Origin of the sequence: Permianibacter fluminis (assembly GCF_013179735.1) — a bacterium.
GTDB classification, from domain to species: domain Bacteria; phylum Pseudomonadota; class Gammaproteobacteria; order Enterobacterales; family Permianibacteraceae; genus Permianibacter; species Permianibacter fluminis.
The window spans coordinates 1,486,728-1,513,659 of record NZ_JABMEG010000001.1 but is presented as its reverse complement, the minus strand read 5'-3'; the positions used below and the strand labels follow the sequence as shown (position 1 = coordinate 1,513,659).

Below are 26,932 nucleotides of genomic sequence, written 5' to 3'. Positions count from 1 at the left end.
GTTCACTCAGTTGCGTGTAGTTGTTACGTGTAGTTGTTGTGTGTAGTTGTTGTGTTCAGGTGTCGTGTTCCGCTGTTGTGTTCAGGCGGTAGTTCAGCTGCTGTATTTAGCGGCTCAATTGCCACAAAACCGCAGCAAAATTTTGCCAAGAAAAAGGCGACCCGAGGGTCGCCTTTTTCTTGCTCGGGAAATTCCCGGCCAATTGCTTACCGCTTATTGCTTACGCGGACGACGCATCGCGAAACCGACCAGACCGAGGCCAAGCAGCGCCAAGGTTTCCGGAGTCGGGACGATGTAGTCGATGCGAGCCTGGGTGATCAGGCGGCTGAAGCCCGGCGCATAAGTTTCGCCAGCGCCGCAACCGGCTTGACCATCGGTCGAGCAAGCTTCGGTGGTATAGATGGTGAAGGTGCCGTCACCGTTATCCACAATGGTGGTGCCCACGCCAGCGAAGAACTGGAAGGACAGGATGTAGCAACCGCCGCCATCGCAGAACAACGGAGCTGAACCATTCAGGCCGCCGGTGACGAAAATGTCATCGCAGGCGCTGCCGTTCGGGTTCGGGCCCGGGCAGTTAACCGAGTTCATGTTGGTGGTTTCGTCGAAATAGACGCTGTTCACACCCGGGATACCAACCGAGATTGGCGAGGTGATTTCGAACAGACCGGAGATATTAACGGTCTCCATGTTGCCGCCAGCATTGGTGATGATGTGGTTGTAGTGGTCGAAATAGTTGATATCAACCCAACCGCCGTTGGTGATGATGGAACCAACGATATTGGTGATATTCAGGAAGCTTTGGGAATCATCCGGATTCGATTCCGTACCCCAAGCCAGCGTGTCATAGCTGCCATTGCCATTGAGGTTGCCGAAATTCATGCTGCAGGTGTTGTTACCGGCAGCACTGCCTTGGCACGTCCAAGCGCCATCATCAAGAAAACCGGTCGTGGTTTCAAAACCGAACGCCGGAATACTTGGGTCGGCACTGGCAGTGCCAGCACCAGCCAGCATCAAGCCGGCCAACAACAGTTTCTTGAGTTGCATAGTCCACTCCTTGGGATCACGGGTTGAAACTGACGGTATCAGAGCATCTACCATGCCAGCTCGACGAATCACCTTATGAACCAATGAGTTAGCGAAATAACCGGAATTCCGGTTGGGTGGATTTGTAAACCCGCCTGACAGCGGTAAACCGGTCATATCCGGTACACATGCGCCGCTAATCAATCCGGACGCAGGCCGACCAAGGGGATTGGCCCGTCGCCAAAGGGCCGTGAACGGCCTGTCATTGAAGCAAGAATTGGCGCAAGAAAAAGGCGACCCGAAGGTCGCCTTTCAGTACTGCAACAAATATCAATCGCGCGGGATTAGCCTTGTTTACGCGGACGGCGCAGGGCAAAACCCATCAGACCCAGGCCGAGCAGCGCCAAGGTTTCCGGAGCCGGAACCGGGATGGCGATGTAGTCGATACGAGCCTGGGTGATCAGGCGGCTGAAGCCTGGAACATAGGTTTCACCGACCCCACAACCGGCCAAACCGTCAGTCGAGCAGGCTTCGGTGGTGTAAATGGTAAAAGTGCCGTCACCGTTGTCGACAATCGTAGTGCCCGCGCCAGCAAAGAACTGGAAGGACAGGATGTACCAGCCGTTGCCGTCATTGAAAATCGGTGCCGAGCCGTTCAGGCCGCTGGTGACGAAAATATCATCGCAGGCGCTGTGGTTCGGGTTCGGGCCCGGGCAGTTACGGGCGTTCAGGTTCGGGGTCTCGTCGAAATAGACGCTGTTGACGCCCGGGATACCCACCGAAATCGGCGAGGTGATTTCGAACAGGCCGGAGATGTTGACCCCTTCCATGTTGCCGCCGGCGATGGTGATGATGTGGTTGTAGTGGTCGAAATAGTTGATGTCGACCCAACCGCCGTTGGTGATGATCGAGCCAGCCAGATTGGTGATCTGCAAATAGCTCTGCGAGCGATTGGCAGGAAGTCCGCCCTGAATTGACGAAGGCACACCCCAGGCCAGCCGGTCATAGCTGCCATTGCCGTTCAGCTGGCTGAAATTCATGTTGCAGATGTTGGCATCAATGCCACCGCCTTCGCAGTGCCAGCCAGTGTTCAGAAAACCAGTGGTGGTTTCGAAACCGAAAGCCGGGATAGCCGGATCTGCGCTTGCTACGCTGGCACCAGCCAGGGCGACACCAGCAATGAAGAGTTGTTTGATAAAGCGCATGGTCCACTCCGTGGGTTAGAAATACAGGACACCGAAAACAAAGCAAGCCCCATGCCAAAAATAAATCACCCTTTAAAATGAACAAGTTAAAAAGGAATTCCCGTCGCTTTTTACAACGACTGTAAAGCCCGTTGACTAATGACCACGGCCAAATCTCCCGGCCGTGGTCCGCCTCACTCACCCGCTACTTGCCCGGCGCAGTCCACGGCGCCAGTTTCTTCTTCACCGCCCGGTTCTTCAGCTGGACGTAGGCCGGCAAGCCATCCTGATACGGCGGATAGGCTTCGCCTTGTATCAACGGCAGCAAATACCGTCGGCAGGCGGCGGTGATGTGAAAACCGTCCGAACTGATGAAGTTGGCCGGCATCTTGCGCTCGACATTGGCGATATCGCTGAGCTGGGCCATGCCGATTTCCCAGGCGTATTTCGCTCCTTTCTTGCGGACAATCACCGGCATCACCGCGCTGTGGCCTTTGACCGCGAACTCGACCGCCGCCTTGCCGACCGCGTAGGCCTGCTCCAGATCGGTTTTCGCGGCGATATGGCGGGCCGAACGCTGCAGGTAATCGGCGACCGCGTAGTGATACTTGTAGCCGAGCTTATCCTTGATGAGCTGGGCGATCACCGGCGCCACGCCGCCAAGCTGGCTGTGGCCAAACGCATCGACGGTGCCGGCCTCGGCCAGGAATTTGCCATCGGCATTCTTGACCCCCTCCGACACCACCAGCGCGCAGTAACCGTATTGCTTGACGCAGGCATCCACCCGCGCCAGAAATTTCTCCGGGTCAAACGCCACTTCCGGAAACAGGATGATGTGCGGCGGCTGGCCGGCTTTTTCACTGGCAAGGCCACCCGCAGCCGCGATCCAGCCGGCATGCCGGCCCATCACTTCCAGCACGAAAATCTTGGTCGAGCTGCTGGCCATCGAGGCCACATCGAGACCAGCCTCCCGAATCGACACCGCGACATACTTGGCGACCGAGCCGAAACCCGGGCTGTTGTCGGTAATCGGCAAATCATTGTCGACCGTTTTCGGAATACCGACGCAGGTCAGCGGATAACCGTGTTCAGCGGCCACTTGAGCGACCTTGTTGGCGGTATCCATGGAGTCATTGCCGCCGTTGTAAAAGAAGTAGCGAATATCGTGGGCGGCAAACACCTCCAGCAAACGCTCGTATTCGGCCCGGCTCTGGCTGATGGATTTCAGCTTGTAGCGGCAGGAGCCAAAGGCGCCGCCCGGGGTGTGCTTGAGTCCGGCGATCGCCGCCACGCTCTCGCCGCTGGTGTCGATCAGGTTTTCCTGCAGCGCGCCGATGATGCCGTCGCGACCGGCAAACACTTTGCCGATTTTCTTCGGGTATTTGCGCGCGGTTTCCAGCACCCCGGCCGCCGAGGCATTGATGACGGCTGTGACGCCACCGGATTGGGCATAAAACGCGTTGTACACCTTGGCCTTGCTGCGACTGCTCGCCATACCGTCTGCTCCCTCGCTGCCGCCGGGCCTGAATCCCGGCAGAAAATGTTGAGACCGCCCCTGACAATTCCGCCAGCATCCGTCGCTCGCATGGACGCTGATCACCGGCACCCGGCATAATAGCGCAGGCTTTTCACCACTGCGGTAGCGTCCATGTTCTCGTTGTTGCAGCTGTTTTGGCGGCTCCATTGGCCGATTTGCCAGCTGCAGCGCGGACCACAGGATCTCCCTGCCGCGCCCGCCTTGCTGCGCTTCGCCATGCTGGCCTGCTTTCTGAGCGGCGTGTTGGTGTTCACGCTCAGCGTGTCGGTTGCCGACGCCATGCTGCGCACCGGTTTTTCCCTGGCCATCAGTTTGCTGATCTGGCCCTTGCTGCTGCACGCCGCCGGCCAACAAGCGCGCTTATTGCAAACGCTGACGGCAGTACTCGGCTGCGCCGCCATCCTCAATTTTCTGCTGTGGCCGCTGAGCTGGCTCATCCGCTCGCTCGGTGATCGCGCCGGCCTGCTGCCGCTGCTATTGATCGCCCTGCTGCTGTGGAGCGTAACCGTCAGCGGTCATATTCTGCGCCATGCACTGGACTGGCCGTTGCCGCGCGCACTGGCGCTGGCCGTGCTGCTGTTCGCGCTACGCTACGGCCTTTATCAGCTCATTTTTGCTTAACGGAATCGACTCGTCACATCATGCATATTCATATCCTCGGCATTTGCGGCACCTTCATGGGCGGCCTCGCGCTGCTGGCGCGCGAGCTCGGCCACACCGTCAGCGGCTCGGATGAAAACGTCTACCCGCCGATGAGCACACAGTTGGCTGATGCCGGCATCCGTCTGCACAGCGGCTACGATCCGGCGGCGCTCAATCCGGCACCGGATCTCGTTTTGATCGGCAATGCGCTGTCGCGCGGCAATTCGGCGGTCGAATATGTGCTGAATCGCGGTTTGCGTTATCAATCCGGCGCCGCGTGGCTGGCCGACGCCGTGCTGCAGCAGCGCTGGGTCGTTGGCGTTGCCGGCACCCACGGCAAAACCACCACCACCAGCCTGGTCGCCTGGATACTCGATTACGCCGGTTTGCAACCCGGCTTTTTGATTGGTGGCGTCGCCAGCAATTTTGGTATTTCAGCCCGGCTCGGCAACGCGCCGTTTTTTGTCATCGAAGCCGACGAATACGACACCGCGTTTTTCGACAAGCGCTCCAAATTTGTTCATTACCACGCCCGCACGGCCATTCTGAACAATCTGGAATTTGATCACGCCGACATCTATCCGGATCTCGCCGCCATCGAAACCCAGTTTCACCATCTGCTGCGCACCGTGCCCGGCGAAGGCAAAGTGATTTATCCGGCCGACGATGCCGCGCTGGCGCGAGTATTGGCACGCGGCTGCTGGAGCGCGCAGGAAAAACTGCACGATGAGCTCGGCTGGCAGGCACGCAACATCAACGAGCGCGACAACAGCTTTGATGTCTATTGGCAGAACCAGCTGCAAGGTCGGGTCAACTGGTCGCTGCTCGGCGGCCACAACCGGCACAACGCCTTGGCCGCACTCGCCGCAGCCCGTCATTGTGGCGTGCCAGTGGCGCAAGGCATCGCGGCACTGGCGCACTTCAACGGCATCAAACGCCGACTGGAATTGCGCGGCGAAGCCAACGGCATTCGCGTTTACGATGACTTCGCCCACCACCCCACTGCCATCGCGACGACGCTGGCCGGTTTGCGGGCGCAAGTCGGCGCGGCACGTATCATCGCGATTGTCGATCCGCGTTCCGCCACAATGAAGATGGGCGTGCACAAAGACACGTTGGCGCCCTCGCTGGCCGGCGCCGATGCCGTGCTGCTGCACAAACCCGGCAACCTGGCGTGGCAAGCGAACGTGCCGACGGATTTCGGCAAGCCATGGCAAACCTATGCCGAGGTCGATGCTATTGTTGAAGCAGCCAAAGCCATGTGCCGACCCGGCGATCACGTGCTGGTGATGAGCAATGGCGGTTTCGGCGGCATCCACGACAAATTGCTGGCGGCCTTTGCCGCATGACAGTGCGTGCCCCATGCTTCCGAGCAGCGCAACACCGAATTTCGTAGGAGCGGCCTTGGCCGCGATTTAGGTCAAGATTCAAATCGCGATTCAGGCCACGTCACACCTAAGCTTTCGCGGCCAAGGCCGCTCCTACAGACTTTTGCAGCGAAATGAACCGGTATTCAAGTTTCGCGCTGGTTGACGCAAGCGTTTCTATCGCAGCCCGCGCAACACGACTCCCTCTCCCCTCGCGGGAGAGGGTTGGGGTGAGGGGGCTGTCTACGAGACCAGCGAGCTGGTATTTCGCGGCCAAGGCCACTGCAGAAACCGACAAACTGCACCAAGAACGGCGGAGAACCTCACATGACTGAACGCGCCATCACCCTCGCCATTACCGGCGCTTCCGGCGCACCGTACGCATTGCGCTTGCTGCAATGTCTCGCCAGTCATTACGACAAAATCTATGTGCTGCTGTCGCCACCAGCGCGCGTGGTGCTGGCAACGGAATCCGGTCTGAAACTGCCGGAAGCGACCCGCGAATGCCAGTTGAAACTGCAGCAGCATCTGCAATTGCCGGACAACAAAATCGAAGTGCTGGCGCGTGACAACTGGTTCAGCGCCGTCGCCAGCGGCTCCAGCGCCCCCAAACAAATGGTCGTGTGTCCCTGCAGCACCGGCACACTGTCCGCCATTGCGGTCGGTGCCAGCGATAACTTGATCGAACGCGCCGCCGATGTCGTGATCAAGGAAAAAGGCCAGCTGATTCTGGTGCCGCGCGAAACGCCGTTCTCGGCAATACATCTGGAAAACATGCTCAAGCTCGCCCAGCTCGGCGTGACGATCATGCCGGCCGCACCGGGCTTTTATCACACCCCGAAATCAGTCGATGACCTGGTAGATTTTATGGTCGCCCGCATTCTCGACCATCTCGGCGTGCCGCAGGCCTTGGCGCCGCGCTGGGGCTATGGCGGCGAACAGGGGTAGCGAGGATGGCTTGGGCTGAGGCTCAAAGCCAAACGACTTGCTAACCGGATTCACTAACGGTTGGGCCTTGCGACCCGGACTGCCTCATCTCATGACGTTTGGAAGTTCATAGATATGCATGTGCATAAAATTATTTTTTCATTCGATCGAAGCTTCTTATTGGAAAATCTTGCTGACCTGCTGAATGGATACCTATCAGCATTGCGAATGAATGGCCAAGTTTGTGGACGAGAATGGACATCGCACATTGAAAAAGACAAGTGCTGTGTTTTTGCTAACACACCGGAACCATTCGCTTTAGACGAACGTTTTTCTAGCGAATTTGTTCGAAAGGCCGTAGCAACCGCTGCAACTAATGGAGTAGAAATCACTTCCCAGCGTGTCGGCGAGAGTATCGAAGGAGCGAAGCTCTGCTCGTGTACCGACCCGAGCGGATTTGCACTTTTTACAACATTTCTATCGCTCGAGTCGCCAATCCGCTGCATGGACTGCTTTGGCGTGATTCCGTTATATCGATTTTCGCCATTGCAAAGTGGAGAATTCTATGAGGTCATCTGTTGGCAGTCAGACTATCAGTCTTGTGACAGCCTTCAGATGAATTGTAGCGTCCTAGAGGAACCCGCGACCGCGCAGCTCTCAGAGCTGGATAGCAGCCTCACCAGCACTGGCCGAGATATATGCGCGACCATGTCAAACGCTACAGGCAAACCGTTTTACTACTACCTCTATCGAGCTAGCGGCAGCGATTTTTTGACTGAGCAGCAACGTCGTTGTCCATCGTGTGGCGGAGCTTGGAGCACGAACAGACCAATTCACAACCTGTTCGATTTTAAATGTGACCATTGTCATTTGCTGTCGAACATTGCGTGGGATGTGCAGAAATAATGAACGCATGGCATTGCACCCCACTGCAGTCTGGTGTCAGCCAATAATTTCCGGCAAATCGCGCATCAAATCCGAGGCCGGTACTGGCACGCCGACAAAATAACCCTGCACTTCTTCACAGCCGAGCTGACGCAGGCGTTCGCGCTGGACGCTGTTTTCGACCCCTTCGGCAACCACGGTCATGCCGAGTTTGTGGCCAAGTTCGATCAGCGTGGCAGTGATGGCGACGGCGCTGGCGTCGCGATCCATGTCGGTGACGAAATCGCGGGCGATTTTCAGGGTGTCGAAGCCATAACGGCGCAGGTAAGCAAACGCCGAATAGCCGGTGCCGAAATCATCCAGTGCCAGCCGCACACCCAAACCACGCAGCGCTTGCAGTGGCAGATGATGCAGTGGTGCCGACAGCAAAATGCTTTCGGTCAGTTCCAGTTCCAGTGCCGCAGGTTTCAGGCCGTATTCGCGCAGCAGGGCACTGACCCGGTCCGGCAAATCAGCGCGCTGCAATTGCCGGGCGCTGAGGTTGACCGAAACGCGCCAGGGCTTGCCTTGTCGCCACCATGAGGCGGCCTCGCGACAGGCTTCGCGCAGCACCCATTCGCCAATGGCGTCAATCAGACCGCTGTCTTCGGCAATGGCAATGAATTCATCCGGCGGTATCGCCCCGAGCGTGCTCGATTGCCAGCGCACCAGTGCTTCAAATCCGGTCACCCGGTTTTCGTTCAAATCCCAGCGCGGCTGAAACCACAGCTCAAGCTCGTCGCGCTCGAGCGCGCGCCGCAACGCCGATTCCAGCTGCAGGCGCCGCACCGCCGGCTCGTCCATGTCGCGTTCGTAAATCTGCCAGACGCCGCGGCCGCGGTGCTTGGCGCGGTACATGGCAATGTCGGCGAATTTCAGCAAGTTGCCGGCGTCGGTGCCGTGCTGCGGATACAAGCTGATGCCGATGCTGGGCGAGACACCGATTTCCTGTTCGGCCAGCATGAACGGCTCGCGGAAACTGGCAACGATATGCGCCGCCAGCGCTTCAGCCTGATTGAGCTGACCCGGCAGCAGCACAATGAATTCATCGCCGCCGAGCCGCGCCACCAAGGTTTCATCGGCCACGCACTGACGCAAGCGATTGGCCACTTGCTGCAGCAGATGATCGCCGTGACCATGGCCGAGCGTGTCATTGACGTGCTTGAAGTGATCAACATCCAGAAACAGCAAGGCAAACGCCGGTGAGCCGGCTTGCATCAGCGCGCTTTGCAGCCGTTCCTGAAATTGTTTGCGATTGGGCAGACCGGTCAGAAAATCGTAATTGGCCAGATAGCGCAGTTCGTTTTCAGCCCGACGCCGTTCGGTGATATCGGACATCACGCCGACATAGCAATCCTGGCCAGTCAGTTGGTCGGTCACCGCTTGCAGATCCAGCGACATCAGGCGCTCGCTGCCGTCCTTGAGCCGTTGCCACAACTCGCCCAGCCAGCGACCGTCGCGCTCCAGCTGATCGCGCAGTTGATGATAAACCGCGTGCTCATGCTGGCTGGAATTGAACAAGGCAGTGTCGGCACCGAGCACTTCGTCAGCGCTGTAACCAAAATGACGGCAGAACGCCTGATTGACCCGGACAATCCGGAATCGGGTGTCGGTGATGACCACACTCTCGGCCATGTGCTCAAGCACGGTCGCCGACAACTGCAATTCCTGTTCGATTTGTTTGCGGGCGGTGATGTTCTTGGTGGTGCCGGCGAAACGCAGCGGTGCACCGTTTTCATCGCGTGCGACCAAGCGGCCGCGATCAAGCACCCAGCACCAACTGCCGTCCTTGTGCCGGAGCCGGTATTCCAGTTCGAAGTTGTCACGACGACCGGCCAGATGGCCGCCGATGCTGCGCAGCACCCGTTCGCGATCATCCGGGTGAATCAGGGAATAAATGGCGGTGCTGGTCGGCGCCAGCTCGGCGGCCGGGTAGCCGAGCATCTCGGCAACGCCCATGCGGGTGATGGTCGCGGTCTTGAGATTCCAGTCCCAGACACCATCACCGGAACCCCAGAGCGCCGATTGCAGATGTTCGCGCGTGGTTTGCAGTTGCTGCCATTCGCGTTCGCGTTGCTGGCGGCTGCGCCGTTCCCAGAACAGCACGCCGGTCAGAATGCCGGCGATCAGCAACAGCCCGGACGCCGACACGCTGAGCACAGTATCGGCCGCCTGCGCGGTTGGCACCGACAGCGCTGCCAGCCCGCCGGTGATCCGCGAGAGTGACAAGTGAGAAGTCCCAAAAAGGAAAGGCTTTGTGGCCATTATCATCAGTGTTGGTTGGCGGCCCGGCCGGACTATAGCGGCTATAATCCGGCGCTCGCAATCACATTGGCGCTTTTTTCGCCAATTGCTGCCGCGATCACAGTTTCGCGGCAATTCGGCAGTGTCGGCGGCAAGCGTACGACAGCAAGCGGACCCGCCAGCTGATCGCAGACAAGTTTTCCGAATTCACCGCAAGCGTCACAGCCTGGCACCTCGGCAGTAGCGTCAGCAGGCCCGCCCGGACATCAACGATGTATCGGGATGTAGCAAGCGCTGAATGAAGCAGAACCACAGAGGTTAAGGGCCCGGAGATGTAGCAGGCCCCAAAATGAATATGGTCTCGATATGAGGAAAGTCCCGGCATGAGCAAGGCCCCGGCACTGCAGATCACCGGTCTGCGCAAGATCTACAGCAATGGCGTTGAGGCGCTGAAAGGCATCGACCTGACGGTCGCAGCAGGGGACTTCTATGCCCTGCTCGGTCCGAACGGCGCCGGCAAATCGACCACGCTCGGCATCATCAGCTCGCTGGTGCGCAAGAGCGGCGGTGCGATCAAGGTTTTTGGCATCGATATCGATACGGATTTCAACGCCGCCAAACGTCAGCTCGGTTTGGTGCCGCAGGAATTCAATTTCAGCCAGTTTGAAACCGTGCTGCAAATCGTGGTCAATCAGGCCGGCTTTTATGGCGTGCCACGACCGCTGGCGTTGCAACGCGCCGAAGTGTTGTTGACCCAGCTCAGCCTGTGGGACAAGCGCAATAGTCAGTCGCGACAACTTTCTGGCGGCATGAAGCGGCGATTGATGATCGCGCGGGCGCTGATGCATCAACCCAAGCTGCTGATTCTCGATGAGCCAACGGCAGGCGTCGACATTGAACTGCGCCGGTCGATGTGGACCTTTCTGCGCGAGTTGAACCAGGCCGGCACCACCATTGTGCTGACCACGCATTATCTGGAAGAAGCGGAAATGCTTTGTCGCAACATCGGCATCATCGACAAAGGCCAGATCATCGAGAACACCAGCATGAAGCAATTGCTGGCCCGCCTGCATCAGGAAACCTTCATTCTGGATTCACCGCAGTTGCCGCCGATTTTGCCGACACTGTCCGGCTATCCGCTGCGCCGGCTCGACGAGCACAGTCTGGAAGTCGACGTCGAACGCAGTCAGGGTCTCAATGAATTGTTCACCCTGCTCGGCCAGCATGGCATCACCATCACATCGATGCGCAACAAGGCCAATCGACTGGAGGAATTGTTTGTGAATCTGGTGCAGGGCAATACCGGGGCGGCGCCCAACCCGCTGCCGCCCGCCGCGGGAGCCGCGTCATGAGTCGTCATCTGTTCAGCACCTCGCTCAGCCACAACAACCGCATTGCGCTGCATGCCATTCTGAGCAAGGAAATCGCCCGCTATGTCCGCATCTGGCCGCAGACGCTGCTGCCACCGGCCATTACCACGACGCTGTATTTCATGATTTTCGGCAATTTTGTCGGCAGCCGGATTGGCTCGGCGGGCGGCGTCAGCTACATGGAATACATCCTGCCGGGATTGGTGATGATGTCGGTGATCACCAACTCCTACGCCAACGTGGTGTCATCGTTTTTCAGCGCCAAGTTCCAGCGCAGCATTGAAGAACTGCTGGTGGCGCCGGTGCCGGATGGCATTCTGCTGCTCGGTTATGTGCTCGGCGGTGTCAGCCGTGGCCTGCTGACCGCCATCATCGTGACGACCTTGTCCTTGTTGTTCGTGCCACTGCAGGTTCAGCATTGGGGCTTGATGCTGGCGCTGGTGCTGCTCGCATCGGCGCTGTTCTCGCTCGGCGGGTTCATCAATGCCGTGTACGCCAAGAAGTTTGACGACACCTCGATCATTCCGACTTTTGTGCTAACTCCGCTGACCTATTTGGGCGGCGTGTTTTATTCGATCAGCTGGCTGCCGCCGGTCTGGCAGACCATTTCACATTTCAACCCGGTGCTGTATCTGGTCAATGCCTTTCGTTACAGCTTCATGGGCCATTCCGATGTCAACATTGGCTTGGCCTTTGGCCTGCTCAGCGCCGGCTTGGTGGTGCTGACGGTGTACGCCATGTGGCTGTTGCGTCGCGGTACCGGCCTGCGTAGTTAATGGCACGTGCAACACCGAAACAAAAAAACCGAGACAAAAAAATGGCCACCTGCAGATGGCCATTTTTTATTGCGAAGTCTTGTTCTACAAACCAGGTCAGGCAAACCGCTTCTTGCAAATCAGGTCTGGCACACCGGGCCCGTCACACGCAGGCATTCACGAATGCGCGCGCAAGCTCTTGTCGTCGCTCAGCTTGTCGTTGCTGATCCGGCTGCTGCCCATCGTGTTCTTGCCGGTATTGTTGCTGCCCTCGCCGACCAGCTCGCGGTACATGGTCCGGCAGCGCCGGCACTGCCAGCGCTCGAACCGGTGCACGCCCAGCCACAGGCCGGCCAGAAACGCGACCACGCCGAACGGCCAGCCATGGGCTTCCATGACACTGAGAATGGTGGCGCCGGTAACCATCAGCGCGATGCTGGCGGCGGCCCACAACGGCATGCCACCGGCGATGGGGCGCCGATGCACCCGCATAAGCTGACCCCCGCAGTGCGTGCAGGCACCACGCCAGGGAGAAGGAGCAGGTTCGTGACGGACTTCAGACATTTAACATGTACTCTCGCGGAACAGCCGTGCTTTGATCGGTGTTGTAAAGCAAGCTGAATGCCGTTTCGGCAAGTTGTTGAAATCAAACCGCATTTTTTCTGCGTCCCAATTTGGCCCAGGATTGGTGGTAAAGAATGCTGACAACATCTGTCGGTACCGCAATCTGCCCGCCATTGCTCAAAAGATCGCCGGCTTTGTCCACAATTCCGGCAACTGCTGCATCGCACAACAACAAAGCGGCAAAGAATTGGCCTGGCCCGTCCTGCCGGTAAGTATTTTCAGGTATAACCACCGCAGACCGACCGACAAGGGGTGTTGCGCGCCTGCGTGCAACAACGGCCGGCCTGACGTACGGAGAGCCCGCTCTCCAACCCTTGGAGCACAGAGAAACCGCTGTTTCGCATAACAAACAGTTTGGAAAAATAATCAGCTGCTCCGGGAAGTTCAGGCGTTGTCGTGAACTGGGGTCAGGTGCGCGTATGGGCACCGGCAACAGCTTGCGATGGTTGTCGCCACGTTTTGTGGGGGACTGGCATCGCTGCGTTCGCGCGGCACCGCCAGGCACAGCGTTCTTCTCGATGTTCTTCTCGCAGTGGCTGAGCAGAACGATCCACCACCGTGGATCCGGTTTGTACTGCCTGAAGGAGAACGTTGGATGGCTTTTGCAGCAAATGCAGGTCTCATTTTCGCGCTGATTTGCGCCGGCGTCGCCGTGGTCTACGGCGCGCTGATGAGCAAGTGGATTCTGGGTCAAGCGGCCGGCGATGAGCGGATGCGAGAAATCGCCGCTGCCATTCAGCAAGGCGCGCAAGCCTATCTCAATCGCCAATACACCACGATTGGCGCCGTCGGTGTCGTGCTGTTCCTGATCATCGGCTTCGTGCCGGCTCTGGGCTGGACGACTGCGGTCGGCTTTCTGGTCGGCGCCGTGCTGTCGGGCCTGGCCGGTTACATCGGCATGAACGTATCGGTGCGCGCCAACGTCCGCACCGCCGAAGCGGCCAAGAGCGGCATCAATGCCGCGCTCAATGTCGCCTTCCGTGGCGGTGCCATCACCGGCATGCTGGTGGTTGGTTTGGGTCTGGGTGGCGTCGCCGGTTACTACGCGTATCTGCAAGCCACTGCCGCCGAAGGCGCCGTGCTCAGCGATGTCATTCATCCGCTGATTGGCCTCGGTTTCGGCTCCTCGCTGATTTCCATTTTCGCCCGTCTCGGTGGCGGCATCTTCACCAAGGGCGCTGATGTCGGTGCCGATCTGGTCGGCAAAGTCGAAGCCGGCATTCCGGAAGATGATCCGCGCAACCCGGCCGTGATCGCCGACAACGTTGGCGACAACGTCGGTGACTGCGCCGGCATGGCCGCTGACTTGTTTGAAACCTATGCGGTGACCATTGTCGCGACCATGCTGCTCGGCGCGCTGATGCTGAAAGGTTTCGCCAGCGAAGCGGTGTTGTATCCGCTGGTGCTCGGCGGCGCGTCGATTCTGCTCAGCATCGTCGGCTGCTTCTTCGTCAAGCACACGCCCGGTCAGAAGATCATGACCGCGCTGTATAAAGGCCTGATCGTGTCGGGCTTGCTGGCGATTCCGGTGTTCTGGTATGTCACCGGCAAGGTGATTCCAGACAACGCGCTGGACAGCGTGATGGGTATCAGTGGCGGCGGTCAGCTGCGCTTGTTCCTGTCATCTGTTATCGGTCTGGCGTTGACCGGCCTGCTGGTCATCATTACCGAGTACTACACCGGCACCGATTTCCATCCGGTCAAACACATCGCACAAGCATCCACTACTGGTCACGGCACCAACATCATTGCCGGTCTCGGTGTCTCGATGAAATCGACCGCGTGGCCGGTGCTGGCAGTGTGCGTTTCGATCTGGGCGGCGTACGCGCTGGCCGGTCTGTACGGCATTGCCATCGCAGCAACCGCGATGCTGTCGATGGCCGGCATCATCGTTGCACTCGATGCTTACGGTCCGATCACCGACAACGCTGGCGGTATTGCCGAAATGGCCGAACTGCCGAAAGCCGTACGTGATGTCACCGACCCGCTCGACGCGGTTGGCAACACCACCAAGGCGGTCACCAAAGGTTATGCAATCGGCTCTGCTGCGCTGGCCGCACTGGTGCTGTTTGCCGACTTTACTCACGCGCTTGAAGGCGTTGGTAAATCGTTTGCGTTCAGCCTGAACGATCCGGCCGTCATCATCGGTTTGTTTATCGGTGGTCTGATTCCTTATCTGTTCGGTGCCATGGCCATGGAAGCGGTCGGCCGTAGCGCCGGCGCCGTCGTGGTCGAAGTGCGTCGTCAGTTCAAGGAAATCGCCGGCATCATGGAAGGCACCGCCAAGCCGGATTATTCCCGCGCGGTCGACATGCTGACCAAAGCGGCGATCAAGGAAATGATGATCCCGTCCTTGCTGCCGGTATTGGTGCCGATCATCACCGCGTTTGCCCTGAACTGGCTGATGGGCCCCGGTGCAGGCGTGCGTGCACTTGGTGGCGTGTTGATGGGCACCATCGTCACCGGCCTGTTCGTCGCCATCTCGATGACCACCGGTGGTGGTGCTTGGGATAACGCCAAGAAGTACATCGAAGAAGGTCATTTCGGTGGCAAAGGCAGCGAAGCCCACAAAGCCGCTGTCACCGGCGACACCGTCGGCGACCCCTACAAGGACACCGCCGGCCCCGCCGTCAACCCGCTGATCAAAATCATCAACATCGTTGCGTTGCTGATTGTGCCGCTGGTTGCGTAAGGTCTTACGCTGAAACAAAAAGGGCAGCTTCGGCTGCCCTTTTTGTTTCGCTCGAATATTCCGGAATTTGCGATATGCGCTTGCTTCAGTGCATATGCGTGTCCCGCCGATTGAAGCTGAGCGACAGGAACAAACCCAGCTGACCATCGAAGCCCACCAGCAAGAGATGAGAGCCTATGAGCCAGCGCAGATATCGACCAAACGTAGCTCGGATGCAGCGTAGCGAACTCCTGGGTCTATTCGAACCCAGCCCCGGATTCCAAATCACTCCATCCGGGCGCAGCCTAACCGCCAGACTTTCCCATCGAAACGCTCTGTTCAGCGGGATGATCAATCCGCAGCAGACTTAAATCCGAACCCCATACCATCATCGATCAGGTAGCCTCGCAAACGAATCCCGGTAATTGCCCCTTTCGTTCGCAGCATCACACCGGCATATTCGGGAATTACAATGGGACTTACCAGCCGTTCACGAACATTAACGCGCTGGGCATCGTCGAAATGCGAACGATAGACTTGGATCGTGTTTGGTGTTTTACCCTCACTGAACAAACTGAGACTTAAGCTGTTCGCATAGGGTGCAGAGGCGCTCAAATTGATGTATTCAATATCAGTGACCACCAGCTTTAGCCCTTTGAAGAGAGTGAAGCGAGTCGCGTAATAGCCATCACTCTCAGCAACTGTCGCCGCATGCAACTCAAATGTCATCCAACTATCAGTCATACTGACTTTTGCCGCTGGCATCAATTCACCCGCCATAGGTAGGTCGATAATGACACTGCGCTCAACTGGAATGGCACTCAATGGCGTTGTCGACCTGACGTCTGCAGCACGGCTCTCGCCGACAAGTACGCAGAGCAACAGTAAGCCTGCGACCGTCAGATTCAATGAGCGCACCATCTTCCCAATAACTTTCTTCATAAAACTCCCTAATGTGAGCTGGACCATTCTTATGCCGGCACGAATAGCCTGTATTGCGCTGACAAGGGGAGGAAACGTTGGCGTCAATTGAAACCCGCCAAAGCCATTAGCTGATGCACCATGCAAATAAAAATCCCCGTTTAAACGGGGATTTTTCTCGGGAGCCCATTAGTGGCTATTTGCTGGTATGGGTAAACACACCATCCCAGTCATTCGGTGGTGGGTTGTCGCGATAGTGCTGAATGCGTTGCAGATAGAGTTTGTAAATGTAGCGGTTGGGTTCGTCGCGCAGAAAATCCTTCAGGCGCTTTTCGGCCAGATCCCATTGCTGGGCGCGGTATTGGGTCAGCACGTGATGGAAGCGGGCCAGGCCTTCTTTTACGGCAGCGGAGGATTGTTCGGCCAGTGCCACCGGTTCATAAATGGTGACTGGCGCGTCTTTGCCTTTGACCCGGACCCGATCCAGTTCACGGAACAGAAACTCCGGCATCCGTTCCTTGGTGGTTTCGCTGAGGATGATGTCGACGCCGTACAGCTTGGTCAGCCCTTCGAGCCGCGAGCCGAGGTTGACGGCATCGCCGAGCACGGTATAGGCCATGCGGAATTGCGAGCCCATGTTGCCGACGCTCATCACGCCGGTATTCAAACCGACGCCAATGGAAATCGGCGGCCAGCCGCGTTGCTTGAATTCATCGTTGAGCCGAACCACGACTTGCTGCATTTCAATCGCGGCCAGCAGAGCGTTGCGGGCATGCTGCGGATCATCGAGCGGCGCGCCCCAGAAGGCCATCACCGCATCGCCCATGTATTTGTCGATGGTGCCGCGGTGGCGGTGGATCACTTGCGTCAACGGCGTCAGCAGTGCCTGCATCAATTTGCTGAGCTCTTTCGGCGGCACTTTTTCTGACAGCGTGGTGAAGCCGCGGACATCGGAGAACAGCACGGTCATGTCACGGGCCTGACCTTCCAGCGTGATTTTCTCCGGATTTTCCGACATTTCGCTGACCAGTTCCGGCGGCACATATTGGCCGAACAGGCGCGCCAGCGAACGCTTGGAACGTGACTCGACAAAATAACCGTACGAGACGTTCATCAGGTACAAGAGCGCAATCAGCAGAATCGAATTGACCACCGGCACCAACACGCCACCATTCCAGGCAACGATGCGGATCAGCAGCACAATGCCGATCAGGGCCAAAGCAAACCCGACACTGAGCAGCGGCGGCAGCCGGGCTCCGAGAAAAATCATCAGCAGGGTTGCGGTCAGCAGCAGCAGCACTTCGGCGGCCAGCATGTATTCCGGTTGGTACAGCAAGCGTTGGTCGAGAATGCCGGCGATCAGGTTGGCATGCACCTCAACGCCGGGGTAAACGTTTTGCACGGGCGTGGGCCGCAGATCAACCAGGCCGGGCGCCGTGGTGCCGACCAACACAATCTTGCCCTGCAGACTCGCGTCGGGCAGGGTGCGATTGAGAATGTCGCTGATCGACACATAAGCAAAGCTGTTGCGCAGGCCACGGAATGGCACCAGCACAGAACCGGCTGCATCGACCGGAATGCGGTACTGACCGAGCTGCACCGATTCAACGGCAAACAGATCGTCGGTCACCGCTTGCACATCAACCTGCAGTTCCGGATTGGGCAATACCGCCTTGGCCGTTACCAATGCCAGCGACGGATACAGCTGACCCGCATATTCCTGCAGCAACGGCACCCGACGATAAATGCCATCGACGTCAACGGCGGGGTTATCAAAGAAGCCGACATTGCTGACTTCGGTTTGCAGCGTCGGCAGGTTGGCGGTGTAGCCTTTCGGTTGCGGCACCGGCAAACGGCCGTGTAAATCCGCCGGCAGTTCGGCCACCGAAGCCGGCAGAGCATTCAGCTGGCTGGCGTGGGCCTGATCAAAAACATAGCCCAGCACGACATTGCGACCATGCAGGCTGTCAGCAAATTTGTGGTCGTAATCGACCTCAGTCAGCAAGCCGGCCAGCACGGCTTGGGCCGCTGGGTCCTGATTGAAAGCACCGTCGTGCAGACGCTGCAGAATCGGTCCGGCATCACTGCGATCGGCTTCCGGAAACACGATGTCGAACGCAACGACTTTGGCCTTGTAATTATCGAGCAGCACTTTGACCAGATTGGCCAATCGATCACGCCGCCACGGCCATTGTCCCAATTCGCCAATGCTTTTTTCATCGATATCGGCGATGACAATCCGATCATCCACCGTATTGCTGAGCGTGTGGTTCAGATGCAGATCGTAGGCATCCAGTTCCAGCTCGGCTAGCAATGGCACCCGGAACGCACCGACCACGTGCAGCAAAAAGAAAACCAGCAGCGCAAAACCGGTCAGGATGCGCAACCACGATGACGGACTGACCCGGCGCAATGCAAGCATGAATCGGAACATGATGGGTTCTTGTTGTTGGTGTCGATACGCCGGTCATGGCCCCTGCCCTGCGCCATGACCTCCCTTGTCGTCTTTGCTCAGTAACCTTTGCGCGGTGATTTGTAACCTTTGACCGAGGCGAACGGCGGTGCCCGGCCCACCAGCGCTTCGATCAGCATCAATTCTTCGTCGGTGTGGTTCTTCATGGGCGCCGGCGTAATCAGGGTGCCGGTGCGACCGTCAGCGGCAATGTAGCGCGGTGCGTCATGATGCGCCGAGACGATGTCTTCCTTGCTGCCGGCATCGTTGATGGCGCCCAAATCGACCGCGCCATAGCAGGTGCAAACATAGCTGTGATCAGATGCTGACTCGGTGTAGACACCCGTGCCGCGGATGCCGATGGTGGCGGTGGTGGTTCGCAGATTGTAGCGTTTGGTCGCCTCGCGGCGGCCGAACACCGACAGCAATTTACCGGTCAACAGTTGCAGGCCGTCGGTCAGGATGTTGCCTTCTTCCTTGACCGCAACGCTGGCGCGATTGCCGGAAAACTGCACGCGGGTATTTTCCCGCACCAAGTGCGCATCACTGCCAATGACAAAGCTGATGAAGCTGTTGCTGCCAGTTTCAACGAGCGCGTTGGCGCCGATCAAGGTGGTCTCCGTAGCGGGAATGCCATCGACGCGAACATCACCACGGTAATCAAAAATGGAGCGTCCCGGCGGCAGCAAATAACCACCCTTGGCCTCGGCACTGCGTGGCAGCAGCAAGCCGGAACCGGCTGCCATGCCAAACAAGCCAGTCTGGATCGCGCGCATCAGAAACTCGCGGCGGGCATTTTCATCATGACGTTTCACAGCTCTCTCCTTGGTCGCCAGCGTGATGGCAAGCGGCCGTTTGTTGCAATCATCAACGGTTGCGAACTGCAACCGGTACATTTATCAAATGCTGCATTCAGGGACAAACGCCCGGCGAGTTGCCGCAAACGGCACCTTCGCGGATCCAGTTCAGCAGCGTGTTGTAAGTGGCGCGGCCCTCATCGGTACTGCGATCAATCTGCATGCCGCCGCCGTGACGAACGCTGGTGGGTTTGCGCAGCAAGCGACTGTTTTCCGGGTCGGCAAAATTGATCCGCGCCAGCACATCGCGATAGACGTTCGGATTGCCATCGTCGTAGCGCACCGGAATGCCGACGTTCAAGGTCGGGCTGGTGTGGCAAGTGGCGCAGCGGGTGTTGGTCGCACTACCGAGCAGCGGTCGGATGTCGTCAACAAAGGTCAGCTGATGCTGATCGCTGGCCGCACTGTCAACGGTCAAAACCAATTGCGCGGCAGCGCTGTCGCCACGTGGGCCGCTGACTACCAGCTCCAGCACATAGTCGCCGTCCATGTCCGCACTCAACACCGGTGCGCTGCTGGCCGCATCGCTGAGCGCGGCGGTGGCACCAACCGGTGTCGTCACGATGCGCCAGCGATAGCTGTCGGCAAACAGGCTGGCCGAGCCGTCCAGCTGCACCGGCGCATGCACAATGCGATCGGCACCGGGCTTGGCAACCGGATTGCCGGGCGGCTGCACATTGCCATTGCTGTCGAACAGCGGAAAATCGTGCAGATAGCTCGCCAGCAAGGCCGGCGCGCCGGTCGGGTCGCGCCAGAAACTTTCGTAATTGCGCAAACTCAGCGGCATGAAGCCGCGGCGATAAACGTAATCGATGATCTGATCGTTGTAGGCCATGAACTTCTCGTAACTGGAGAAGTTCACCGAATTCGCCAGCGCGACCATTTGGCCATCGACATCAATCAATTCGTTCTCGCCGGCCTGATTGCCCTGCAAGGCATGGCAGCTGCTGCAATGCGGTTCCACCACCCGTTTGTACAACAGCTCAACGCCTTCCGGCCGGAACGCGGTTTGTTGCCAGCCAGCCGGGACGTAATCGTCGTCTGCAGTCGTGAGCGGCAGGCCATCGCCACCGTAACGACCGGCCGCCGTATCAATGGCGAAATCGGCGCTCCATTTCGCGGCTTCATCGGCCGGTCGGTCGCGCAGCACAACGTGGGTGCCGTGAACAAATTCGTTGAGCTCGCGCAGGCCGGCTTCCAGATCGGCACGTCGATAACCCGTCTGGCTGGAGAATTCGAGTGCGTTGACTTCCAGCGCGTTGTATTTGGCGCTGCGGGCAGTGATCAGCGGAAAGCTGCCATCGCTTTCGAGTGGCAGCATGCGACCACCGTGGCACGCCAGACACGGACCCGGCATGAACTTTTTGCCGCGACCATCCAGATTGGTTTCCAGCACCCGATTCTGGGTCGCACCGGCTGTAGTCCCGGTCGGCTCAAAGGTGAAGAACTTCATGATCTTTTCCGAATCCGGATCATCCGGATCGATCGGGCTGAACTCGATCGCATTGGTGCCGACATGGTATTGCCGGTCTTCCCGAATGGCCGCTTCTAGATTCAGTGGCCCGTAATTGGTGGCACTTTCCGGTACCAGCTCGACCAGATAGTTCTCGACAAAAATGGCGACGCTGCCGTCATCATTGCGGCGTGCCCGCATGTTGCGACCGTAACCAAGATCCTTGGCGTCGCGAAACACCACGTGCACTTGTTCGCCGGCATCAAAGCCGTTCTTGTGCTTCCAGTCGGCCAGCGTGGTGCGCTCATTGTTCGGGTCCACCAGCCGGTAATACGCCTCGGCATAGGCCTGACTGTTGACTGCATTAGCCGCCAACTCCAACGCCGCATTGCTGCCGCCGCCGCTGTTGTCATCCTGGGCGATGATCTGATCATTTTTCAGCAGATACAGATACGCATCGACGGAACTGGTCAGTAGCAGCTTGGCACCACCCGCTTTTGTCAGCGTGAAACTGTGGCGCGGATTACCAGCAGCCAGCGGTTCCTGACCAGCGGAACTGGTCCAGCTGCCGGAAAACTGCTGCACGCTGCCATCATCGAGTGTCAACTGCAGTTGATAGCTGCCGGCGAGTCCGGCGTTGGCAGTTGCAGCGACAACGGTATAGCTGCCGGCGGCCAAGGCCGGCATGGCATCGGGGAAAACCAGAAACGTATTCGGCGTATCGGCGGTGACGACGACCGGCGTCGGCTCGGTATCGTCGCGCTTGCCGCATCCAACCAGCGTCAGCGCCGTCAAGGCTAGCAACGGCCATCCATAGCGCATGATCAAAACCTCATCAAAATGCTGGCACGAACAATCTGGCGGTCATACTCCACCGCGCTGTCGTCCTTGGCTTCAGAACGGATTGTCATCACCGACAGATCGAACGAATAGGTATCGGCAAACGACCGATTCAAACCGAGCGTCGCGGTGATGGTGTGGGCATCAAGCCTATATGCCAGCCAGCTGCCGCAGAACATGTCGGCGAAGGCCTGATCCGGTTCGATTTGGTCGGACACCGCAACGAGCGGATAGATGTCGGTTGCCGGCAGATCGTTACAGAACCGGTTCTGCGCGGTTGACGATATCTGGCCATCGATATAACTGAGCGTGCCGTAGCTGATCCAATCGGCATCGATGCGGTAATCCAGATTGCCAAACACGCGGCTGCTGGCCAGATCAAAAACGCTGCCGTCGCTGTCAGCCACCTTGCGTTCCAGACCGACCAGATAAGTCCAGCGGTCGGTCAACCGCTGGGTGCGCTGGGCTTGCAGCGTCACCACAGTCGAGTCGCGCTGATCGACATCGATATTGTCATCCTGTCCGCGCAGGGTCAGCTGGTAAAACGGTTCAAAAAAACCGAACTCCCCCTGCCAGCGATAAACCAGTTCACCGCCGGCACTGACCCGTTCCAGCGGTTTCATTACCGCGTGGTGTTCCGATTCGAACAGTACCCGCGCCGTCAACGCCTGGGTAGCGCCGAGATCAAAATCATAGTTCACGGCGGCGCCGAGATTGCCGATGTACTCGCCGACGATGTCCCGGCGAAACTGGCTGCGACCGACGTTGTCGTCATAACCGCCGGTGACATCCAGATCCACTGACCATGATGATTCCTCCGCCCATAGCGGCATCGCCATTGGCGCAAGCGTTAGCAGCAAAAGTGTCAGCAGCCATTTGTTTTGCCCACTCATGCTGAATGCCTCCCACGGCGACGGCGAATGATCATCAAGCTGGCGCTGACCAGCAGCAGTGCGATGGCAGCGGGGCCGCCGCCACCATTGGGTCCGTCATCGGGCGGGGAATCGGCTGGTGTGCTGCGCGCAATCGCGATGCCACCTGGATCGGCGACCACGCCATTGACGATGCCATCGGCGTCGTTGCTGCCGCCATCGAGAATGGTCAGCCGCAAACATTGCTCGCCGGTGTTCAAACCGCTGTGCCAGCTGTTGGCATCAAGCGCCGGACACCGGCCATCAACCATCAACGCACTGGCAATTTCATCACCGTCGGCGACCCGGAAACTGCGCCAGCTGCCGGCAATCAATTTGCGATACACCGCCTGCGGTGGAATGTTGATGGCCAGCGGTATGATTACCCGGGCATAACGCTGGGTGTCGCTCAGCCCGACCAGCTCGAAGTCATACAGCTCACCGAGTGGAGCGTAATCGGCATCGCTGATCACATCGCCATTGCTGTCGGTGATCTCGGTGCTCAGCAAGCGGGCGCCTTGTCGCTGTGCTGTCAGTGCGCGTTCACCGAGCCGCAGTTGCAGACCCGGGTCAGTACTGATCAGTCGGCTCATCCGATCGGCGGCGTTGGCATTGATCACCAGCAGATTACGCGCATCAACCGGGTCACGATAATCCGAGCTGCCATCGCCATCGCTGTCAGCCAATCCTTCCGCCAAGTCATCGAGGCCGTCGCCATCGCTGTCATTGCTGTCGAGCAAGACCGGCGCAACACCGGCCACCCGAATCGACAAACTCTGCGTCACTTGATGGCTGCCGTCACTGACCACCACCGTCACCGCAAAGGTGCCCGTTGCCAGCGCGGACGGATCAATGGTCAGCAAATTGCCAGCGGCGTTGCTGCTGATGCTGTCGTCGCTGACTTGCCACTCATAAGTCAGCGTGTTGGCATTGGCGTCGGTTGCCAGTGCCCGCACACTGAGCAGGCCCAGATCGGTGTAGATGATCTGGGTCGGGTCACCGGCCTGCTCGGCTTGCAAACGCACTTCCGGTGGTACCGGCCGATCGACAATGGTGATCGTCGCTTGCCGGCTGTCACCAAGGGTGGCGTTGGCGGTGCTGCTGGTCAGCGTCACCACAATCGTTTCGTCGGCTTCTGGCGCGGCGTCTGCTGTGGTCGTGAATTGAATGTTGCCGAGCTGGCCGCTGCTGATGGTGACCGTGCCATTGGCGAGATTGTGATCGCTGCTGCTGGCGCTACCAGCGACGTTGTACACCAACAGCACCGGATACTCTGGTGCCTCACCGTTCAGTTGCACGGCCAGATCCACGATCTGACCTTCGCCAACCTGCAACGCGTGGACAATTTCGGCACGTGGCAACACCCGGATAATTTGCTCGCTGGTGGCGGTGTTGCCGACGGCATCTTGTGCCGTCCAGGTGATGGTATACAAACCGGGCCGGAACGGACCGTGAACATCCGCCGTCACCGCCACGGTGCCGTCAACACCATCTTCGGCGCTGGCGGTTTCGCCGGCATCGGTCAGATAACCGGTGGCGTTGACAGTCAGATCGCCGTTGGTGGTGATGACCGGTGCGACCGAATCCACCGCAATCGCGTCGCAAACCGGATCGGCATTGGCGACGCAGTTCAGATACTCGGCCAGGTTGCTGAGACCGTCACCATCGAGATCAGCATTGGCATCGGCCGGATCAAACGGATCCAGACCGCGCGCCAACTCAATGCTGTCGGGCAGACCATCGTTGTCATCGTCTTCATCGCAGGCATCGCCGCTGTTGTCGACATCGTTGTCGGCCTGATTGGTGTTGGCAAGCAGCGGGCAATTGTCATCGTAATCGGCAATGGTATCGGCATCGCCGTCGAGTTTCTGCACCGTGATGGTGAAGCTGCTGGTGGCGGGACCGGCACCATTTTCACCGCCATCCACCACCCGCACGGTCACGGGATAACTGCCATCGGTGTGTTGGCCCGGTGTCCAGTTGATGATGCCGGTTGCGCCGATGGTCATGCCGGCCGGCGCTACTGGCAGCGAGAATGTCAGCGCGCCGCTACCATCGTTGTTGTCATCCGGATCAGTCACGCTCGCCGCCAAGGCAAACGGACTCAGTTCGGTAACCGTTTGACTGCTGATGGTCGCCAGTGACGGCGCATCGTTGATGGCAACAATGGTCAGGACATAAACATCCGACGCGGCTGCCAACTGGGCATCACGAACCGTAACGGTAATCGTGCTGCTGCCGTTCTGGTTGGCAAGCGGCGTTGCCGTCAAGTTGCGGTTGGCACCGCTGCCACCAAACACCAGATTGCTGTTCGGCACCAGCGCGGTATTGCTCGACGTGGCGCTGACCGTCAGTGAACCGGCGGCGGTTTCATTGTCGGCTACCGTGAACGACACCGTGTTGCTGTTGTCTTCGTTGCTGCTCTGGTTGCTGATGTTGGAAATGGTCGGATTGTCGTTGACCGCTGACACCAGCACGACAAAAGTATCCGAGCTGGTATCGACACCATCGAACACCGACACGGTGATGGTGGCCGATCCGGTTTGATCCAGCGCCGGCGTCAGGCTCAGCGTGCGCGAACCACCGCTGCCACCAAAGCTGATATTGGCATTCGGAATCAGGGTCTGATTGGACGAGCTGGCCGACACCACCAGCGAGCCGGCGGCGGTCTCGATGTCACTGATCGAAAAGGCAATCGGGCCCAGCGGGGTATCTTCGGAGGTGCCTTGATCACTGATATCGGAAATGCTCGGCGCATCGTTGACCGAGTTGACGGTCACCACATAGGTGTCGGTATCGGTCGTGGTGCCGTCGCTGACGGTGACGGTAATGGTGCTGCTGCCAAACTGATTAGCCGCTGGCGTTGCCGTGATCGTGCGCGCCGCACAGGAACCGCCGAACACCAGACTGCCATTCGGAATCAACGTGGTGTTGGACGAGCTCGCCCCGAGACTCAGGCCGCAGGTACTGCTGCCATCAGCCAGCGTGAATGCTACCGCGCCGGTTGAACTGTCTTCATTGATGCTGCGGTCGGCGATATTGCTGATGCTCGGGCAAGCCAAGGTATTGAAGTTGCTGCCATTGGCGCTGGTGGTGGTGTTGACTGCGTTAACACCCTGGGCAAAGAAGTTGTACGTGGTGCCGCAATTGCCGGCGCCGCTTAAACTGATGGTTTTGCTGATTGCCTTGCTGGCACCGTTGCCATCGGAATCGGTGCTGAAGTCACCTTCTTCCGTGCCGGTGACCGTGGCCGTGGTATAGCCACCGGCCGAACTCTTCTTGTAATGAAAACTGAACGACGACTCGGCGCCATTTTCGCTGACATTGGTATTGAGCGTGACCGAGTATTTGCCGATGGCGGAAGACGTTGGTGTCTGGACAAAGGGCGCGCTCTGCAGCGGCCGGCTGTCGGCGATCCAGCTGGTCAGCAGCGACTTTTGACTGGCGGTCAGGCAATCGACGCCGGGGGTACAGGCAAACGGCATCAGGTTGGCATCGATCAGCGTTTTCGCACACTGATAAACCGGTTGCGACGAGCCGCCGCAACTGCCGATACCAGTACCGGATACCGGAGTGAAATTGGCCGTCACTGCGGCATAGGAATCCAGGAATGGTGTCTGGCCGCCACCGGCACTATGGCAACCGGTGCAGCTGGCAAAAACATTGTTGGCTGTGCCATCGGTACCGTTGTAAGTGGCATCGGCCGCACCAGCAGCATGCACTGGCGCGGGCATAGCGATGATCAGCAGCAGGCCGATCAGCAAGGCACAGAGGCTGATCAGTCGCGACCGGCCACCACCTTGAGCAATGGATCGCGGCTGCCCGCTCGGCATGGAGCAAGCAAGGTTGCGGTCAGTGACTTGGCTGTCCCCGTCCCCCCGGTACTGCAAACATCCCCAGAGCATCGGTCAAACTCCCTTCGCCGGCTTCGTGTTATCGACCCAGTGTAACCCAGCCGTGCCGGTACGGATAATCCCGGCCAGGGCCGCCAATCAAGGCTGTCGCCGAATCTGCCGGGCGGTGTTCGACTGCGACGACAACAGCCGTCAATCAGCGGTTTCGATAGAAACGAAGCGGCGGCCAGCTTACCGCCACGATCTGCGCAATTTTCCGCGGGCTGCACCGACCAGTGGGCAGCGCCCGTTCGACAGAACTGCGACCGATGTCGCCACGCCTTGCATATCAAGGCCGATCAAGAGCCCATCAATGGCTGGCCAACACATGCGCAAA

The 26,932-nt window shown here is 58.6% G+C and carries 18 protein-coding genes; 7 read left to right on the top strand and 11 right to left on the bottom strand.

Annotation, left to right across the window (positions count from 1 at the left end; translation table 11 throughout):
- Nucleotides 1–213: 213 nt before the first annotated feature.
- The 3 genes from HPT27_RS06575 to HPT27_RS06565 all read right to left on the bottom strand — a co-directional run bounded on the left by HPT27_RS06575 (nt 214) and on the right by HPT27_RS06565 (nt 3,702).
- On the bottom strand, nt 214–1,044 hold the full coding sequence (locus HPT27_RS06575) for a THxN family PEP-CTERM protein (RefSeq protein WP_172240702.1): 831 nt from the start codon (nt 1,042–1,044) through the stop codon (nt 214–216).
- A gap of 323 nt (nt 1,045–1,367) precedes the next feature.
- Entirely contained in the window at nt 1,368–2,228 is an 861-nt protein-coding gene (locus HPT27_RS06570) for a THxN family PEP-CTERM protein (RefSeq protein WP_172240701.1), read from the bottom strand.
- 184 nt (nt 2,229–2,412) lie between these two features.
- On the bottom strand, nt 2,413–3,702 hold the full coding sequence (locus HPT27_RS06565; protein WP_172240700.1) for a 6-phosphofructokinase: 1,290 nt from the start codon (nt 3,700–3,702) through the stop codon (nt 2,413–2,415).
- Between the two features lie 153 nt (nt 3,703–3,855).
- On the opposite strand from HPT27_RS06565, the gene HPT27_RS06560 reads away from it, so the two are divergent.
- The 4 genes from HPT27_RS06560 to HPT27_RS06545 all read left to right on the top strand — a co-directional run bounded on the left by HPT27_RS06560 (nt 3,856) and on the right by HPT27_RS06545 (nt 7,586).
- On the top strand, nt 3,856–4,365 hold the full coding sequence (locus HPT27_RS06560) for a hypothetical protein (RefSeq protein WP_172240697.1): 510 nt from the start codon (nt 3,856–3,858) through the stop codon (nt 4,363–4,365).
- 20 nt (nt 4,366–4,385) lie between these two features.
- Nucleotides 4,386–5,735, top strand: a complete 1,350-nt coding sequence (mpl, locus tag HPT27_RS06555; RefSeq protein ID WP_172240694.1) for a UDP-N-acetylmuramate:L-alanyl-gamma-D-glutamyl-meso-diaminopimelate ligase — start codon at nt 4,386–4,388, stop codon at nt 5,733–5,735.
- 345 nt (nt 5,736–6,080) lie between these two features.
- Entirely contained in the window at nt 6,081–6,701 is a 621-nt protein-coding gene (locus HPT27_RS06550; RefSeq protein ID WP_172240691.1) for a flavin prenyltransferase UbiX, read from the top strand.
- Nucleotides 6,702–6,815: 114 nt separating this feature from the next.
- Complete coding sequence (locus HPT27_RS06545) at nt 6,816–7,586, top strand: DUF2310 family Zn-ribbon-containing protein (RefSeq protein ID WP_172240688.1); 771 nt, start codon at nt 6,816–6,818, stop codon at nt 7,584–7,586.
- 36 nt (nt 7,587–7,622) lie between these two features.
- Here HPT27_RS06545 and HPT27_RS06540 read toward each other — a convergent pair whose 3' ends face one another.
- Nucleotides 7,623–9,833, bottom strand: coding sequence for a putative bifunctional diguanylate cyclase/phosphodiesterase (locus tag HPT27_RS06540; RefSeq protein ID WP_172240685.1), 2,211 nt, complete (start codon nt 9,831–9,833; stop codon nt 7,623–7,625).
- 398 nt (nt 9,834–10,231) lie between these two features.
- Between HPT27_RS06540 and HPT27_RS06535 the strand changes: the two genes are divergently transcribed.
- Complete coding sequence (locus tag HPT27_RS06535) at nt 10,232–11,200, top strand: ABC transporter ATP-binding protein (protein WP_172240682.1); 969 nt, start codon at nt 10,232–10,234, stop codon at nt 11,198–11,200.
- Complete coding sequence (locus HPT27_RS06530) at nt 11,197–11,994, top strand: ABC transporter permease (RefSeq protein ID WP_172240679.1); 798 nt, start codon at nt 11,197–11,199, stop codon at nt 11,992–11,994. The genes HPT27_RS06535 and HPT27_RS06530 overlap by 4 nt, the downstream gene beginning before the upstream one ends.
- A gap of 156 nt (nt 11,995–12,150) precedes the next feature.
- On the opposite strand, the gene HPT27_RS06525 is transcribed toward HPT27_RS06530, so the two are convergent.
- Complete coding sequence (locus HPT27_RS06525) at nt 12,151–12,465, bottom strand: hypothetical protein (RefSeq protein WP_172240676.1); 315 nt, start codon at nt 12,463–12,465, stop codon at nt 12,151–12,153.
- Nucleotides 12,466–13,192: 727 nt separating this feature from the next.
- Here HPT27_RS06525 and HPT27_RS06520 point away from each other — a divergent pair.
- Nucleotides 13,193–15,289: a sodium-translocating pyrophosphatase gene (locus HPT27_RS06520; RefSeq protein WP_172240673.1), complete on the top strand. Its 2,097-nt coding sequence runs from the start codon at nt 13,193–13,195 to the stop codon at nt 15,287–15,289.
- Nucleotides 15,290–15,619: 330 nt separating this feature from the next.
- On the opposite strand, the gene HPT27_RS06515 is transcribed toward HPT27_RS06520, so the two are convergent.
- The 6 genes from HPT27_RS06515 to HPT27_RS06490 form a co-directional block, all read right to left on the bottom strand.
- The gene (locus tag HPT27_RS06515; protein ID WP_172240670.1) at nt 15,620–16,210 is read right to left on the bottom strand and encodes a hypothetical protein; all 591 of its coding nucleotides are present in this window, start codon (nt 16,208–16,210) and stop codon (nt 15,620–15,622) included.
- Nucleotides 16,211–16,385: 175 nt separating this feature from the next.
- Nucleotides 16,386–18,623, bottom strand: coding sequence for a CHASE2 domain-containing protein (locus HPT27_RS06510; RefSeq protein WP_172240667.1), 2,238 nt, complete (start codon nt 18,621–18,623; stop codon nt 16,386–16,388).
- A 77-nt stretch (nt 18,624–18,700) separates the two neighbouring features.
- On the bottom strand, nt 18,701–19,456 hold the full coding sequence (locus tag HPT27_RS06505) for a hypothetical protein (protein ID WP_172240665.1): 756 nt from the start codon (nt 19,454–19,456) through the stop codon (nt 18,701–18,703).
- A 97-nt stretch (nt 19,457–19,553) separates the two neighbouring features.
- Complete coding sequence (locus HPT27_RS06500) at nt 19,554–21,773, bottom strand: hypothetical protein (protein ID WP_172240663.1); 2,220 nt, start codon at nt 21,771–21,773, stop codon at nt 19,554–19,556.
- Between the two features lie 2 nt (nt 21,774–21,775).
- On the bottom strand, nt 21,776–22,684 hold the full coding sequence (locus HPT27_RS06495) for a hypothetical protein (protein ID WP_172240660.1): 909 nt from the start codon (nt 22,682–22,684) through the stop codon (nt 21,776–21,778).
- The gene (locus HPT27_RS06490; RefSeq protein WP_172240657.1) at nt 22,681–26,535 is read right to left on the bottom strand and encodes a beta strand repeat-containing protein; all 3,855 of its coding nucleotides are present in this window, start codon (nt 26,533–26,535) and stop codon (nt 22,681–22,683) included. Before HPT27_RS06490 ends, HPT27_RS06495 begins: the two co-directional genes overlap by 4 nt.
- Nucleotides 26,536–26,932 lie beyond the last annotated feature (397 nt).

What these genes read in the sequence shown, in the direction of transcription:
- HPT27_RS06570 (WP_172240701.1), bottom strand. Translation starts at nt 2,228, where the DNA reads ATGCGCTTTATCAAACAACTCTTCATTGCTGGTGTCGCCCTGGCTGGT.
- HPT27_RS06490 (WP_172240657.1), bottom strand. Translation starts at nt 26,535, where the DNA reads ATGCCGAGCGGGCAGCCGCGATCCATTGCTCAAGGTGGTGGCCGGTCG.
- HPT27_RS06550 (WP_172240691.1), top strand. Translation starts at nt 6,081, where the DNA reads ATGACTGAACGCGCCATCACCCTCGCCATTACCGGCGCTTCCGGCGCA.
- HPT27_RS06525 (WP_172240676.1), bottom strand. Translation starts at nt 12,465, where the DNA reads ATGCGGGTGCATCGGCGCCCCATCGCCGGTGGCATGCCGTTGTGGGCC.
- mpl (WP_172240694.1), top strand. Translation starts at nt 4,386, where the DNA reads ATGCATATTCATATCCTCGGCATTTGCGGCACCTTCATGGGCGGCCTC.
- HPT27_RS06535 (WP_172240682.1), top strand. Translation starts at nt 10,232, where the DNA reads ATGAGCAAGGCCCCGGCACTGCAGATCACCGGTCTGCGCAAGATCTAC.
- HPT27_RS06515 (WP_172240670.1), bottom strand. Translation starts at nt 16,210, where the DNA reads ATGAAGAAAGTTATTGGGAAGATGGTGCGCTCATTGAATCTGACGGTC.
- HPT27_RS06560 (WP_172240697.1), top strand. Translation starts at nt 3,856, where the DNA reads ATGTTCTCGTTGTTGCAGCTGTTTTGGCGGCTCCATTGGCCGATTTGC.
- HPT27_RS06575 (WP_172240702.1), bottom strand. Translation starts at nt 1,044, where the DNA reads ATGCAACTCAAGAAACTGTTGTTGGCCGGCTTGATGCTGGCTGGTGCT.
- HPT27_RS06565 (WP_172240700.1), bottom strand. Translation starts at nt 3,702, where the DNA reads ATGGCGAGCAGTCGCAGCAAGGCCAAGGTGTACAACGCGTTTTATGCC.
- HPT27_RS06545 (WP_172240688.1), top strand. Translation starts at nt 6,816, where the DNA reads ATGCATGTGCATAAAATTATTTTTTCATTCGATCGAAGCTTCTTATTG.
- HPT27_RS06510 (WP_172240667.1), bottom strand. Translation starts at nt 18,623, where the DNA reads ATGTTCCGATTCATGCTTGCATTGCGCCGGGTCAGTCCGTCATCGTGG.
- HPT27_RS06530 (WP_172240679.1), top strand. Translation starts at nt 11,197, where the DNA reads ATGAGTCGTCATCTGTTCAGCACCTCGCTCAGCCACAACAACCGCATT.
- HPT27_RS06495 (WP_172240660.1), bottom strand. Translation starts at nt 22,684, where the DNA reads ATGAGTGGGCAAAACAAATGGCTGCTGACACTTTTGCTGCTAACGCTT.
- HPT27_RS06500 (WP_172240663.1), bottom strand. Translation starts at nt 21,773, where the DNA reads ATGCGCTATGGATGGCCGTTGCTAGCCTTGACGGCGCTGACGCTGGTT.
- HPT27_RS06520 (WP_172240673.1), top strand. Translation starts at nt 13,193, where the DNA reads ATGGCTTTTGCAGCAAATGCAGGTCTCATTTTCGCGCTGATTTGCGCC.